The following is a 14,185-nucleotide window of genomic DNA, read 5'->3' on the forward strand; positions in this document are numbered from 1 at the left end:
TGATGCCGGTCACGTCGGGAATGCCGCCGGCGATCCGCCGCTTGAGCTGAGCATACTAAGTAACACTCCGGTTCGAAATTATGTGGGAGGTCCACTGATGAGCACAGCACCACTTGCCGGAAAACGAGCACTGGTCACCGGAGGGTCGCGCGGAATCGGCGCGGAGATCGTGCGGCGACTCGCCGCCGACGGCGCCGCCGTGGCCTTCACCTACGCCGCGTCGGCGGCGCACGCGGAGAAGGTCGTCGCCGAAGTGGCCGCGAGCGGAGGTGAAGCGGTGGCGATCAGGGCCGATTCCGCCGACCCGACACAGGTTGCGGACGCCGTCGAGCAGACCGTCGCCGAACTCGGCGGCCTGGACATCCTGGTGAACAACTCGGCCGTCGCGCACATCGCACCGATCGACGACTTCCCGGCTGAGGAGTTCGATCGGCTTGTCGCGATCAACATCGGCGGCGTGTACTGGGCGGTGCGCAGCGCGATCAGGTACCTGAGCGAGGGCGCGCGGATCATCAACATCGGCAGCATCAACGCCGACCGGATACCCGGCCCCGGACTGTCGGTGTACGGCATGACCAAGGGCGCGGTGTCCTCGTTCACACGGGGACTGGCCCGCGACCTCGGACCCCGCGGCATCACCGTCAACAACGTTCAACCGGGCCCGATCGACACCGATGCCAATCCCGACGACGGTGCCTTCGCCGAGAGCCTGAAGCAGGTGGTCGCGCAGGGCCGCTACGGACACACCAGCGATGTCGCCTCCCTGGTGAGCTTCCTTGCGGGCCCGGAGTCGGGGTACATCACCGGTGCGCACCTGAACGTCGACGGCGGTTTCACCGTCTGAGGGCCGCAAGGGGTGCCCGCTTCGGCTTGTGGCCGCCCGACCTCCGCGCGTTAGTGTGCTGTGGTCGGCCTCCATGACCAGCCGGCGGAAGAGTTGAGCTCACCTATGACTGCAACAGCACAGACGTCGCCCCTCGAAGCACGGGTCGGCCACCACTACCAGATGGCAGGCACCTACCTCGTCGGCCGTGAGAAGGTCCGTGAGTACGCCCGCGCGGTGCAGGACTATCACCCCGCGCACTGGGACGTTGCCGCCGCGGCCGAGCTGGGGTATTCGGACGTGGTCGCGCCGCTGACGTTCACGTCCGCGCCGGGTATGCAGTGCAATCGCCGCATGTTCGAAGAGATCGTCGTCGGCTACGACACCTATCTGCAGACCGAGGAGGTGTTCGAGCAGCACCGCCCGATCGTCGCCGGCGACGAGTTGGTCATCGACGTCGAACTGACCTCGGTGCGCCGGACCGCCGGCCGGGACTTCATCACCGTCACCAACACCTTCACCGACACCCACGGCGAGCGGGTGCACACCCTGCACACCACCGTCGTCGGTGTCACCGCCGAGGACATCGACGCGGGCGTCAAGGTGGCCGTGCAGAACGCGATGATGCACGACATGAACATCCTCGACATCGGAGGATCCGACGCCGACTACGAGAAGACGGTGCGTCCCGGGCACGAGATCCGGATCTCCGAGGGCACGCTGACCCGCACGCCCGGTACCGCGTCCTTCGACGATGTGAAGGTCGGCGACGCACTGCCGGCCCATCACACCCGGTTGTCCCGCGGCGATCTGGTGAACTACGCCGGGGTCGCCGGCGACGCCAACCCGATCCACTGGGACGAGGACATCGCCAAGCTTGCGGGGCTGCCCGACGTGATCGCCCACGGGATGCTCACGATGGGCCTGGGTGCAGGGTTCGTCTCGGCGTGGTCGGGTGACCCCGGCGCGGTCACCCGCTACACGGTGCGGCTCTCCCAGCCCGCGGTCGTGTCGGCCAAGGAAGGCGCCGACATCGAGTACAGCGGCAAGATCAAGTCCCTGGATCCCGAGACCCGCTCCGGCGTGGTCATCGTCGGGGCGAAGTCGGCAGGCAAGAAGATCTTCGGCCTGGCGACGGTGAACCTCCGCTTCCGCTGACAGGACTCAGCAGCCCAACGTCACAGGGCGAACAGCAGTGCCGCGACGACCACTGTCGCGAAGCCCAGCGTCGCGGCGCCGATCACCAGTACCTCCGTGTGCGGGGCTGATGTGATTATCCGGCCCGCGATGACCGGGCTGTCCGTGATCTGCCGCGAGCGTCGGTAGCCCAGCGCGAGGACCAGCAGCGCGAGCAGCGCCGCGGTGATCGCCAACACTGCCCGCCATTGCCCGAGTGGTCCGTGTTGCCGCAGCAGCACCAGCGCACCGCCTACCAGGAAGCCGAAAGAGCTTCTCTCCCAGGACAACAGGGTGCGCTCTGCGGGCAGACCCGGCTTGGTGGGTTCGCGGCGTGGCATCTCACTGCCCGGACGGCGGCCAGACGAGCAGCACCACCAGCACCACCATGGTGACCACGAAGATCGCGCCGCCGAGCAGCAACGGAACGTGAGTGGGAGGCAGATCCTCGTCGCGGCGCATCGCGGCCTGGACGCGCTGCCAGCGCCGCACTGCCAACGCGGCAAGCACCCCGCCGCCGGCGGTCAGCGCCACGCTGAGGCCGTGCCGCACACCGGGAATGCCGAAGGACGGCACGAACTGCACGACGGCGATCCCACCGGCGATCAGCGCCAGCGCTGTGCGGATCCACGCCAGGAAGGTCCGCTCGTTGGCCAACGTGAAGCGATAGTCCGGTTCTTCCTCGCCTGCACTCATCGTCGACGACCTCTCATTCCGTCGCCTGGTTCGGCTCCGCCGCCACCTTCAGCGGTTCATGCTCGACGACCTCGTGCGTGCCGGGTAGGTCGTCGTAACGGCGCATGTACGCGTCGATCTCGTCGACGATCTCCGGGCCCGGGGTGCCCCACCATTCCTGGTAGCCGTACACATCGGCGAGCGGCCGGTGACCGCGGTCGCCATCGAGAATCTCCACGTGCTTCGGGCTCAGCATGGCCGGGTGGCGCACGCCGGCCGCCTCCGAAACCTTCAACAGGTCGCGCCGCAGGGTCATGACGTAGTTGGCCAGTCGGTGTGACTTCTGTTCCGGATCCAGCCCGCGCGCGAGCCACTCGTTCTGTGTGGCGACGCCGGTCGGGCAGCGATCGGTGTGGCACTTCTGGGCCTGGATGCAGCCGATCGCGAACATCGCCTCCCGCGCCACGTTGATCAGGTCCACCCCTAGAGCGAAGGCCACGATCGCGTTGGCGGGCAGGCCGAGCTTGGCCGACCCGATCCACGTGACACGGTCGGTCAGGCCGCGCTCGGCGAACAGCCCGTAGACCCGGGCGAAGCCCATCCGGAACGGGAACGACACGTGGTCGGCGAAGACCAGCGGCGCAGCACCTGTGCCGCCCTCTCCTCCGTCGATCGTGATGAAGTCCACCCCGCGCTGACCGTCGTCGTCCATCCGGTCGGCCAGCGTCTGCCAGAAGTCCAACTCCCCCACCGCGGACTTGATGCCGACGGGCAGGCCGGTGGCGTCCGCGATCCGTTCCACCAGGTCGAGCATCTCGTCGACGTCGCGGAACGCGGTGTGCCGGGAGGGGCTCGCGACGTCCTTGCCCTGCTCGACGCCGCGGATGCGGGCGATCTCCGCGTTCACCTTCGCGCCCGGAAGGTGCCCGCCCAGACCCGGTTTGGCGCCCTGGCTCAGCTTGATCTCGATGGCGCGCACCGGGCCGGAGCCGACGACGTCGACCAGGCGGTCCAGGTCGAAGTTGCCGTGCTCGTCGCGGCAGCCGAAGTAGCCGGTGCCGATCTGGTACACCAGGTCGCCGCCCTGACGGTGGTGGTCCGACAGGCCGCCCTCGCCGGTGTTGTGCCAGAAGTCGGCGATCTTGGCGCCCTTGTTGATCGCCTCGATCGCCTGGGGGCTGAGCGAGCCGAACGACATCGCCGACACGTTGACCACAGATGCCGGACGGAAGGCGTGCCGGCGTCCGCGGGGTCCGCCGAGCACCTTCGCGCCCGGCACCTCGATGTCGCGGCCGTGGATCGGGGAGGCGGGCACCACGTCGGAGAATGTCGCCTGCTTGATGATCGGGTACGCGGCGTTCTCGGTGTCATTGTCGGTGCCGAACGAGAAGTAGTTGTTCTCCTTCTTCGCCGAGGTGTACACCCAGCGCCTCTGGTCGCGGCTGAACGGCCGCTCGGAATCGTTGCTGGTGATGATGTACTGGCGCAACTCGGGGCCGATCGACTCCAGCAGGTACCTCATCCGCGCGATGACCGGGAAGTTGTGGCGGAGGGCGTGCTCCTTCTGCAGCAGGTCCTGCAGCGCCATGCCGGCGAGCGCGGCGGTGGGAGCCAGCGCGGCGAGCGTCCGCTTCTTCATGCGGCCCACACTGCCATATCCGGCCCGGCCCGGCCGACGATCGTCGGGAAGATCACCGATGTCGTGACAGGTGCGGCACCCCAAGCACTTTCATGCCTGGGGCGGTCTGCCCCGCAGTGTCAGGTGAGCCAGGCACAGGTCCGGTTGAGCGAAGGGCTCCAGTCGGTCGACAGTGACCGGCGCCCCTTGGCGTTCGAGGACTCCCTGCATCAGCCCGAGGTGAATACCGCACACGACCTTGCTCTGTGTCTCGGCGAGCTCGAGGAACGGGCAGTGTCTCAGGCCGATCTGTTGCTTATCCCCCGCACCGAGGCGCTCCGGAACGAACCCGACGTCGTCGAGTACCTCGACGAGCCGATCGACCGCTTCCTCGGCGACCGACTGTTTCCTGCGTGGCGCCCTTACGTTCAACTCGCGCCCCCAGGCGCGGCCCCCCGCCTGTGCCCTGGTGGGGGGATCGCCGTCGGCGGCGAGACTCATCGCCAGCATCTCCGCCAGCAGCCGGTAGTGGCGGGGTCCGGCGCGGTCCATCTGCGGCATCGCGCGGAACATCAGCGGCGGGCGGCCCGGTCGTCGGCGATCCGGCTCGACGCGCTCCACCTGCCCCTGGCTGACCAGCCTGTCCAGATGGAAGCGGACCGTGTTGGGATGTATGTCGAGCGCATCGGCGATCGCGCCGATACTCATGGGGCCGGACGCAGCCTTCAAGGTTCGCAGCACATCACGCCGGCGACCCGGCGGCTCGCCGGGGGAAGGTGCGCTCACCGTTCGACTCCGGTCATGCCGGTTCTCCTTCGAACCCGAATGCCACCTTCGTTTCGGGTAGGCGAAAGTGGTTGTGACACAACACCTGATTCGATCGCGCCGCTGGGATCGCCGTTCTGGCCAACACACCGACAACGGGCTAGAGTTTACACAAGTGCGGTTGTATAAACAGTGCGACGGCACCGAGCAAAGGAGAGGTCCTTGCGCGTACGAGTCGATCGTGATCGCTGCGAAGGCAACGCGTTCTGCGTGAAAATCGCACCGGAGGTCTTCCAACTCGACGACGACGAATACGCCGTCGTCATCGCCGATCCCGTTCCCGTCGAGCAGGAGATGCTTGCCGACCAGGCCATCGCCGACTGCCCGCGGGCGGCCCTGTCGTAGCAAAATCGGCCACTCATCCCCGCCCCGCTGAAGATCGTGTGAGTGTCGGACGCAGGCGTGACGGCGAAATGTCGGCGGCGGGGCCGAGGTCGCCGACCAGTCCGGCTGCCCAGCCGATCAGACCGTCGATGTCGACCGAATGCGGTGCCGGACGACCGACCTCAGACAGGCGGCCGGAGCCGCGCTGGAGCAGATTGGACGCACCGACGAGGTTGCCGCGCTGAATGTGCGTGATGCCGACGGCGAGCTGGGCCAGCCCCTGCCACAGCGACCTCTCCTCTGCGGGGCGGCTCTTCCAGGCGGCCTCGAGCACCTCGTGGGCGTTGAACGCCAAGCCCCTGTCGAGCAGGTCCTGCGCGTAGGCGAGGGAGTCGGACGGCGGCAACGCGAGGTCGTCCGGGATGCGGGGCACCCCCTCACTGCCCGGCGCGAGGAGTCGGCCCAGCGCGTCACGGGGACGGGCGTTGCGAGGCCGTCCGGCATCGTCGCGGGTGCGTTCGACCATGCATCCATCATGCGCTTCATGCCGGTGGTGACGGCGGAATCTCGGTCGGGTTGAGATCTGATGTCACCCGGTGGTTGTCCCTGCCGGTGCTGTCATCATCGGACGAGTGAGCTCCAGGGCAGCGACGAAAACCGACAGCAAGCTGGCGGCTCGGCTTGCCGCGCTGGCCTCACTCGGCGCGGCCGTCATCCACTTCGCCGTCGTGCCGGCGCACTGGCAGGAGTGGATGCTCGCAGGCGTCTTCTTCGCCGGAATAGCTCTGTTCCAACTGATCTGGGCGGGCCTGGTGCTGACAAGGCCGACCACGCAGGTGCTCGCCGCCGGAATCCTGCTGAACATCGGAGCTGTCGCGCTGTGGGCCGTGTCCCGGACTGCGGGCGCGCCGTTCGGCCCACACGCGGGAGAAGCCGAACTGGTGCAGGCCGCGGACCTCTGCGCTCTGCTGCTCCAGGTCTATGTCGTGATGGGGGCCGGCTGGGTCTGGCACCGACGCCACCAGGGAGAGCCCATACCGGCGTTCGCGAACGCGATGGTCCTTCTCGGCGTCGGTGCTGTCGTCGCGCTGGCGTCCACTGTGGGAGCGGCTTCGGGGCTACGGCACGGCGATCACGGGCCTGCCGGCGCAGAAGCCGGACACCACGGGCCCAGCGGGGGACATGAAGGCGGCCATCACGCGCCGGCCGGCGTGGAAGCCGAGCACGAGCGGCCCAGTGTCGTGCATGAAGGCGGACATCACGAGCTTCCGGCGCCGGCCGCGGAGCCGTTGCACCACGGCTCGACCGGCACACCCGCGCCACCGGTTCCGGTACAGGCCCCGCCTCCGGCCGCCGAACCGTTGCACCACCAGGCCGGCGACGCGGACCACCACGACCATTGACGCAGCCCTGCAACGGTGAGGTTCAGGGATCAACCACGCAGGGCCGCGAGGCGGTCGCGGTACTCCGCCTCGTCGATCTCACCTCTGGCGAATCTCGCAGCGAGAATCTGCTCGGCGGTCGCCGGCGGCTGCGCCGGCGCTGTCGTGCCGCCGATCGACAGGCGTACCAGGACGACGATTCCGCCGATGATCAACGCCCAGAAGACGACCATCCCGATTCCCATGGCGGCGTATCCCCACCAACCCATATGCCCGCCATACCAAACCATCATGGCGACACCTCCTCGTGAAGGCAGGCTGCGCTTGCAGCCTCTGTGACAACGACTGGACTCATCGCACTCCAGGTGGGGGCGTCGGCACTCATCGGCCGGGTCCTTCGTCCCCAGCGGGTGTACCCGGCAGCTTGAGCCGCTTGAGCGTCAGGGCGTTCACGGCAACGATGAAGCTGGACCCGGACATGGACAGCGCGGCGATCTCCGGGCGCAGCACGAGCCCGAACGCCGGCTGGAAGACCCCCGCTGCGATGGGAAGCGCGATCACGTTGTAGCCGACGGCCCAGGCGAGGTTCTGCCGCATTTTTCGCAGGGTGCCGCGCCCGATCCTGAGCGCGATCGGCACGTCGAGCGGGTCGGACCGCATCAGCACCAGGTCGGCGGTCTCGATGGCGACGTCGGTGCCCGCCCCGATGGCCACCCCGAGATCGGCCTGCGCCAGCGCAGGTGCGTCGTTGACGCCGTCGCCGACCATCGCGACCCTGCGGCCGTCACGCTGCAGCGCCGCGATGTTGGCAGCCTTGTCCCCGGGCAGCACCTCCGCGATGACGGTATCGATACCGAGTTGTGCCGCAATACGTTTGGCGGTCGCCTCGTTGTCGCCGCTGAGCATCACCACCTCGACTCCGAGGTCATGCAGGGCCGCCACCGCGGCGGCCGAGGTCTCCCGTGCCGCGTCGGCGAGGGCGACGACACCCACGCCGCGACCGTCGACGGCCACGAGCACGGCGGTACGACCGGACGCGGCCAGTTCGTCCCGTCGGTCCATCAACTCGCCGAAGTCGACACGCCTGTCCACCATGAGCTTGCGGTTGCCGACGGCGACGTGACGTCCGTCCACCTCGGCGGTCGCTCCCTGGCCCGGCACGTTCTGGAATGCGCTCAGCGGCAATGGCGTAACCCCGTGCTCGGCGGCGTACCGCACGATCGCGGCGGCCAGCGGGTGTTCGGATTCCGTCTCCACCGCAGCGACCAGCGCCAGAAACTCCTCCTCGGATATTCCCTCGACAACGACGTCGGTGACTTCGGGTTCGCCCTTGGTCAACGTCCCCGTCTTGTCCATCACGACGGTGTCGATGCGTGCCGAGATCTCCAGCGCGGTGGCGTTCTTGAACAGGACACCCCGCTTGGCGCCCAGCCCGGTGCCCACCATGATCGCGGTGGGCGTGGCGAGGCCGAGCGCATCAGGACAGGTGATCACCACGACGGTGATGGCGAACAACAGCGCGCTCTGGACGCCGGCGCCGACCGCCCACCACACCAGAAAGGTCGCGGTGCCACCCAGCAGTGCGACGAGGACGAGCCAGAACGCGGCCCGGTCGGCCAGACGCTGACCGGGCGCCTTCGAGTTCTGCGCCTCCTGCACCATCTGCACGATCTGAGCCAGCGCCGTGTCGGATCCGACTTTGGTGGCGCGCACCCGCAGCGTGCCGGTGGTGTTGATCGACGCACCGATCACGGTGGAGCCGGGATCCTTGGCCACCGGCAGGCTTTCGCCGGTCACCATCGACTCGTCCACCTCGGAGTGCCCCTGCTCGACGGAACCGTCGACCGGGATCTTCGCGCCCGGGCGGATCAGCAGCAGATCACCGGTCGCGACCTCGGCGGTGGGGACCTCCACCGGTTCACCGTCACGCTGGACCACCGCCAACGGCGGGGCCAGTTCGAGCAGGGCGCGGATGGCGTCGTTGGCGCCGCCACGGGCGCGCATCTCGAACCAGTGCCCCAGGAGTACGAAAGTGGTCAGCACCGAGGCGGCTTCGTAGAACACCTCGCCGCCACCGGTGAGCGTGACGCCGACGCTGTAGAGCCACCCGGCGCCGACCGCGACGGCGACCAGCACCATCATGTCCAGGGTGCGCGCCCTCAGCGCACGGTAGGCGCCGTCGAAGAAGATCCAGGCCGAGTAGAACACCACCGGCAGACTCAGGATCAGGGCGAAGACGTCGTCGCGCAGCCCGAACGGTGCCGGCACCCCGAATCCGAACATGTCGCGCCCCATCGGGGACCACAGCATGATCGGGATCGACAGGAGCAGCGCGACGAGGAACCGGTTGCGCATGTCGCGGACCATGGCATCCATGGACATCGCGCCGTGCCCGCCGTGCCCCATCATGTCGTGCGGGGACGGCGCGGCGTCGGGCATCGGTATCGGTTCACAGATGTGGTCGGGCACCGCGCGGCCCTGGCAGTGGAATCCGCAGTCCCTGACCCACTCCGTCAGTTGTGCCAGCGTGGTCTGGGCAGGGTCGAAGGTGACGGTGGCGGTCTGATTCGCCGCGTTCGCGTTCACCGCGACCACGCCCGGCCGCCGCCGCAGCGTGGATTCGATGATCGCTTCCGAGCTCGCCCAGTGCAGCCCACGCACGTCGAGCACCGTGGTTTCGGCCATGCGCTCTCCTTACGTGTCGAGGCAGCGGAGACCGTCGATATGTATGTTTCCCGCCGCTGGTATGGCTGCGCTAGCTGCTTGACGAAGATTCGGTAAAGGCGTCCCCGAGTCCCGGCGTCGGTGCACCTTTACCGAATCTTCATGAAAGGGCTAGGGAAGCCAGATCGGCGCCGACGATAATTCGGGTAAACCCCTCGAAAGCGGTCTACTTACCGCAGGATTCGGCGACGACCCGAGACGGAGTGACGCACTGATGCCGCAGGCACCCTGTCCCCCATCCCTTCGCGTCACGGCGGACCGGCTCCGGACGACGGCGGTCGCCGTGGCGGTGCTGTTGATCGCCGCTGCGTGCTCCTCGACCCCGGCCGCTGCGCCCGCACCCGACGTCATCACGGACAAGGGGACCCCGTACGCGGATCTACTGGTCCCGAAACTGCAGGCGTCGGTGACCGATGGGGCGATTGGTGTCCCGGTGGATTCGCCGGTGACCGTGACCGCCGGCGACGGAGTTCTCGGGCAGGTCTCGCTGACCAACGAGGCCGGCGTAGTGGTCGACGGACAATTGAGCCCCGACGGCACCTCCTGGTCGTCGGCCGAACCGCTGGGCTACAACAAGCAATACACGCTTCAGGCCGAAGCCCTCGGGCTGGGCGGGGTGACCAGCACCAGCGCCACCTTCGAAACCCATTCGCCCGACAACCTGACCATGCCGTACGTGGCGCCCAACGACGGAGAAACCGTCGGCGTCGGTCAGCCGATCACCATCCGCTTCGACGAGAACATCACAAACCGGCTGGCGGCCCAGCAGGCCGTCACCGTGACCACGGACCCGCCCGTCGAGGGCGCCTTCTACTGGCTCAACAACCGGGAAGTCCGTTGGCGCCCAGCGCAATACTGGAAGCCAGGCACCACCGTCGAAGTCCAGGTCAAGGCCTATGGTGTCGAGTTCGGCGACGGACTGTTCGGCCAGGACGACGCGTCCACCCGCTTCACCATCGGCGACGAGGTCATCGCGACCGCCGACGACGCCACCAAGATGCTGACCGTTCGACGCAACGGAGAGGTTGTCAAGACCATGCCCATCTCGATGGGCAAGGCCAAGACACCGACGGACAACGGCACCTACATCGTCGGCGACCGCTACTCCTTCCTCGTGATGGACTCGTCCACCTACGGTGTTCCCGTCAACTCACCCGACGGGTATCGCACCGAGGTGGAATGGGCCACGCAGATGTCCTACAGCGGCATCTACGTGCATTCGGCGCCGTGGTCGGTGGGCAGCCAGGGCGTCGCCAACGTCAGCCACGGATGCCTCAACGTGAGCCCGGCCAACGCCCGCTGGTTCTACGACAACACCAGGCGCGGCGACATCGTCGAAGTCGTCAACACGACCGGCCCCACCCTGTCGGGCACCGACGGACTCGGGGACTGGAACATCCCGTGGGACCGGTGGAAAGCCGGAAACGCCAACGACTGACCGACGCGCCGGTCGGCGTCACCCGGCTCGGCGGTTTCTATACCGAATCTTCACCGAACGACTAGTAGTGCTCTAAGCGCTCCGGGAATGCTTGACGTCGGATCGAACGCCCGAGAACGACGAAGGGAAGCGCTGTGAGACAGAAGAGAACCGTGGCGGTCGGAGCGGCCGCAGTGGCGGTCGCGGCCGTGATCGCGTCGTGTAGCAACACTGCCGGCAACGAGGCAAGCTCGACGGCCTCGCCCGCCCCCGTTCAGACCTCGGCCGCGACCCCCGCGGCGTCGCACAACCAGGCCGACATGATGTTCACCCGCCACATGATTCCGCACCACCAGCAGGCGATCGAGATGAGCGACATGATCATCGCCAAGCAGGGGATCGATCCGCGGGTGGTCGACCTGGCGGAGCAGATCAAAGCCGCGCAGGGCCCGGAGATCGCACAGATGCAGGGATGGCTCGACGAATGGGGCATGCCCGGCAACATGCCGCCGGGCCATGGAGACATGCCCGGCGGGCCGATGATGCCCGGAATGCCCGGCATGGACGGTATGCCCGGCATGGAGGGAATGCCCGGCATGGAGGGAATGATGTCGCCCGCCGACATGCAGGCGTTGCAGAACGCCCAGGGCGTGGAGGCCAGCAAGCTGTTCCTGTCCCAGATGATCCGGCATCACGAGGGTGCGATCACCATGGCCGAGAACGAAATAGAGAACGGCCAGTCCCCCGACGTGGTCGAGCTGGCCAAGACAATCGCCAGCAGCCAGCGGACGGAGATCGACACCATGAACCAGATCCTCAAGTCGCTGTAGCACCCCGGTTGGCGGGAAGCTTGCCGAGCAGACACAGAATCGCGTGAAAGGCACCTCTCCAGTGCGATTTTGTGTCTGCTCGCGGCATCAGCCCACGAAGTCGCGCAGCAGCTGCGCCATGATCTCGGGTTGGTCCTCGGGGATCAGCGTCCAGGAATCGTCGACGACAACCTTCCTGGCGTCGGAGAAGAGTTCGACCAGCCGGTCGGCATGCTGCAACGGCATCATCCGGTCCTCGCGCGCCCACACGACGAGCACCGGCCGATCGAAAGTCGCCAGATTTTCCGACAATTCGAGCAATCGACGGCGCGACGGCGAGCCGGTGGCGAACTTGACCAGATCGCGGCGTATCGCGGCGTTCTCCACGGCAGGACGGAACCACTCGTCGAACATCGCGTCCGGAATCCCGGATTTGGCCAGTGCTCCGTAGGCGCGCCGGCTGTGACGGAAGAGCCGGGTCCCGAGCATCCTGCTCAGCACCCATCCGCCGCCGGGGAATCGACACAGCAGCGCGGCAGGGCGGGCGGGCTTGGGCGGGAAGTTGTCGAATGCCTCGCAGGATACGAGCACCAGTCTCCCGATACGCTTGTCCCGGCCTTCGCTGATCACGAATTGCCCTCCGCCCCAATCGTTGAGGACCAGGGTCACGTCGTCGAGATCGAGGGCGTCGAGAAAGTCGGCGAGAATGCCGGCGACACCGGTCTGGGTGAGGTCCGCATCGTCGTGCATCGGCACGGTGTGCGCACCCAACGGCAGGGTCGGTGTGATGCAGCGGTAGCCGGGCAGCAGCGGTAAAACCTTGCGCCACTGCCGCCCGTCCATGAGCAGGCCGTGACCGAACACCAGGACCGGCCCGTCCCCTCCGGTGTCGTCGTAGGCGATCGGTCCGGCGGGCACGTCGACGGTGAACATTTCGCCTCCTAGATAGATCGTTCTACTGGGACGAACGATATGCTGTCGACGCACGACGCGCAAGAAGGAGATGTCATGGCCGATCCGTCCACTCGAAGCCGAATCCTGGACGCGACGGCCGAGCTGTACCGGCGTCAGGGCATGCCCGCCACCGGCCTCAAGCAGATATCGGCCGCGGCGCAGGCGCCGTTCGGCTCGATCTACCACCACTTCCCCGGCGGCAAGGAAGCCATCAGCGTGGAAGTCATTCGGCGCGAGGGCATTCGGTACGCCGAACTCGTCGGCGCACAGCTCGCGGACACAGACCCGCTCACCGGCATCCCGCAGTTGTTCGAGAAGGCGGGCCGGGACCTGGAGGCGCAGGACTACAGCGAGGCCTGTTCGATCGAGACGATCGCGCTGGAGGTGGCGAGCACCAACGAACGACTCCGCGTCGAAGCCGCCGAAGTGTTCCAGAGTTGGCTCACGGGTCTCGCGGCGTGGTTCGGCCGGCTCGCCCTCACCGAGCCGGAGTGCCGCAGGTTGGCGATGATCACGCTCACCGCACTCGAAGGCGCCTTCGTACTGTGTCGCACGTTGCGGTCGATCGACCCGATCATCGCCGCCGGGCACGGAGTGCAGGCGGCCGTGCGCGCGGCGGCGACGACCCGGCGGAGTTAGCTCAAGCCGGGACGTTGGCCTTCAGGGACGCCAGCGCGGCGGTGCTCAGTCGGGCCAGTTCCTCGGCCTCCGCGGGATCCAACGCGGCCGAGAAGATGTCCGCGATGCGCCGGTTGGTCGCCTGCTCGATCTCTGCGTAGCCGTCCTTCTTGTCCGCGCCGTCGGCGAACGGCTCTGGCCAGCCGAACATCGCGGTGTACCCCGGTCCCTTGTTGAGCATGTGCGCCTCGACCGGAGTGAGGCCCGAGAGGGACAACGCATTGAAGTGCAGCCCGGCGCGCAACTCCCGCAGCACGAACATCACCTGCAGCGCGCGGGCAGGGGCATCCTCGGCCAACGGCATCGCCCGCCAGCCCGCGAACAACGGCAGGGCCGTGATCGGCGTCGACGCAATGAGCTTCTCCCCCAGGCCAGCGATCCGATCCAGCCCCTCGGCGCCGGACAGGTACTTGCGGCCGAACTCGGCGGTCTGGTCCCAGTAGATCTCCGATGCCCGGGCGGCACCGTGTACCGCGACGCCCTCGTCCCACATTGCCGCCAAGCCCACCGGCTCGAACACCGCGAACACCGCGCTGACCGTGGCGCCGGTGGCCTCACCCAGAACCCCGCCCCGGCCGGCGACATACCCGGCCAACGGGTTCTGGTAGCCGGCGGCGATGCTTCCGCCATAGGTTTCCGGATGCAGCATGAATACCGCAACAGCCTGCTCGATGGCCGCTCCCGCGGTCGCGACGGTGTCAATCAGGTCGGCATTGCTCATGTCCAGCTCTCCACACGTAGGGCTTCGCACCGGCCGGCGGTCGGGCGTCCAACCGGAAG

The 14,185-nt window shown here is 67.5% G+C and carries 16 protein-coding genes; 7 read left to right on the forward strand and 9 right to left on the reverse strand.

What is annotated here, in order from left to right; genetic code table 11:
• The first annotated feature begins 97 nt into the window (after positions 1-97).
• Positions 98-844, forward strand: a complete 747-nt coding sequence (locus BN976_RS30170) for a 3-oxoacyl-ACP reductase family protein (RefSeq protein ID WP_011782959.1) — start codon at positions 98-100, stop codon at positions 842-844.
• A gap of 105 nt (positions 845-949) precedes the next feature.
• On the forward strand, positions 950-1,981 hold the full coding sequence (locus BN976_RS30175; protein ID WP_036377065.1) for a fused (3R)-hydroxyacyl-ACP dehydratase subunits HadA/HadB: 1,032 nt from the start codon (positions 950-952) through the stop codon (positions 1,979-1,981).
• A gap of 20 nt (positions 1,982-2,001) precedes the next feature.
• Here BN976_RS30175 and BN976_RS30180 read toward each other — a convergent pair whose 3' ends face one another.
• The 4 genes from BN976_RS30180 to BN976_RS30195 all read right to left on the reverse strand — a co-directional run bounded on the left by BN976_RS30180 (position 2,002) and on the right by BN976_RS30195 (position 5,078).
• Entirely contained in the window at positions 2,002-2,340 is a 339-nt protein-coding gene (locus BN976_RS30180) for a DUF202 domain-containing protein (protein WP_011782961.1), read from the reverse strand.
• Position 2,341: 1 nt separating this feature from the next.
• Positions 2,342-2,695: a YidH family protein gene (locus BN976_RS30185; RefSeq protein ID WP_011782962.1), complete on the reverse strand. Its 354-nt coding sequence runs from the start codon at positions 2,693-2,695 to the stop codon at positions 2,342-2,344.
• A gap of 13 nt (positions 2,696-2,708) precedes the next feature.
• Positions 2,709-4,313: an FMN-binding glutamate synthase family protein gene (locus tag BN976_RS30190; protein ID WP_036377068.1), complete on the reverse strand. Its 1,605-nt coding sequence runs from the start codon at positions 4,311-4,313 to the stop codon at positions 2,709-2,711.
• A 90-nt stretch (positions 4,314-4,403) separates the two neighbouring features.
• The gene (locus BN976_RS30195) at positions 4,404-5,078 is read right to left on the reverse strand and encodes a helix-turn-helix transcriptional regulator (RefSeq protein ID WP_036377071.1); all 675 of its coding nucleotides are present in this window, start codon (positions 5,076-5,078) and stop codon (positions 4,404-4,406) included.
• Between the two features lie 201 nt (positions 5,079-5,279).
• Here BN976_RS30195 and BN976_RS30200 point away from each other — a divergent pair, with 201 nt between their 5' ends.
• The gene (locus tag BN976_RS30200) at positions 5,280-5,462 is read left to right on the forward strand and encodes a ferredoxin (protein ID WP_036377073.1); all 183 of its coding nucleotides are present in this window, start codon (positions 5,280-5,282) and stop codon (positions 5,460-5,462) included.
• Positions 5,463-5,475: 13 nt separating this feature from the next.
• On the opposite strand, the gene BN976_RS30205 is transcribed toward BN976_RS30200, so the two are convergent.
• Positions 5,476-5,967 (reverse strand): DUF309 domain-containing protein, encoded by a 492-nt coding sequence (locus tag BN976_RS30205; protein ID WP_011782966.1) that lies wholly within the window; start codon positions 5,965-5,967, stop codon positions 5,476-5,478.
• A 106-nt stretch (positions 5,968-6,073) separates the two neighbouring features.
• Here BN976_RS30205 and BN976_RS30210 point away from each other — a divergent pair, with 106 nt between their 5' ends.
• On the forward strand, positions 6,074-6,844 hold the full coding sequence (locus BN976_RS30210; protein ID WP_235622181.1) for a hypothetical protein: 771 nt from the start codon (positions 6,074-6,076) through the stop codon (positions 6,842-6,844).
• A gap of 29 nt (positions 6,845-6,873) precedes the next feature.
• On the opposite strand, the gene BN976_RS30215 is transcribed toward BN976_RS30210, so the two are convergent.
• On the reverse strand, positions 6,874-7,116 hold the full coding sequence (locus tag BN976_RS30215) for an SHOCT domain-containing protein (protein ID WP_036377078.1): 243 nt from the start codon (positions 7,114-7,116) through the stop codon (positions 6,874-6,876).
• 88 nt (positions 7,117-7,204) lie between these two features.
• Positions 7,205-9,508: a heavy metal translocating P-type ATPase gene (locus BN976_RS30220; protein WP_036377081.1), complete on the reverse strand. Its 2,304-nt coding sequence runs from the start codon at positions 9,506-9,508 to the stop codon at positions 7,205-7,207.
• A gap of 253 nt (positions 9,509-9,761) precedes the next feature.
• Between BN976_RS30220 and BN976_RS30225 the strand changes: the two genes are divergently transcribed.
• Together BN976_RS30225 and BN976_RS30230 are read left to right on the forward strand one after the other, a co-directional pair.
• Complete coding sequence (locus BN976_RS30225) at positions 9,762-10,985, forward strand: L,D-transpeptidase (RefSeq protein WP_036377084.1); 1,224 nt, start codon at positions 9,762-9,764, stop codon at positions 10,983-10,985.
• 134 nt (positions 10,986-11,119) lie between these two features.
• Complete coding sequence (locus BN976_RS30230; RefSeq protein ID WP_036377087.1) at positions 11,120-11,794, forward strand: DUF305 domain-containing protein; 675 nt, start codon at positions 11,120-11,122, stop codon at positions 11,792-11,794.
• 87 nt (positions 11,795-11,881) lie between these two features.
• Here the strand turns inward: BN976_RS30230 and BN976_RS30235 are convergent, their stop codons facing one another.
• Complete coding sequence (locus BN976_RS30235) at positions 11,882-12,706, reverse strand: alpha/beta fold hydrolase (RefSeq protein WP_036377090.1); 825 nt, start codon at positions 12,704-12,706, stop codon at positions 11,882-11,884.
• 75 nt (positions 12,707-12,781) lie between these two features.
• Between BN976_RS30235 and BN976_RS30240 the strand changes: the two genes are divergently transcribed.
• Entirely contained in the window at positions 12,782-13,366 is a 585-nt protein-coding gene (locus BN976_RS30240) for a TetR/AcrR family transcriptional regulator (RefSeq protein ID WP_011782976.1), read from the forward strand.
• A gap of 1 nt (position 13,367) precedes the next feature.
• Here the strand turns inward: BN976_RS30240 and BN976_RS30245 are convergent, their stop codons facing one another.
• Positions 13,368-14,126 carry an SCO6745 family protein gene (locus BN976_RS30245; RefSeq protein ID WP_036377093.1) on the reverse strand — a complete coding sequence of 253 codons (759 nt, stop codon included), beginning with the start codon at positions 14,124-14,126 and terminating at the stop codon, positions 13,368-13,370.
• Positions 14,127-14,185 lie beyond the last annotated feature (59 nt).

The organism is Mycolicibacterium austroafricanum (assembly GCF_000612725.1).
GTDB lineage: Bacteria > Actinomycetota > Actinomycetes > Mycobacteriales > Mycobacteriaceae > Mycobacterium > Mycobacterium austroafricanum.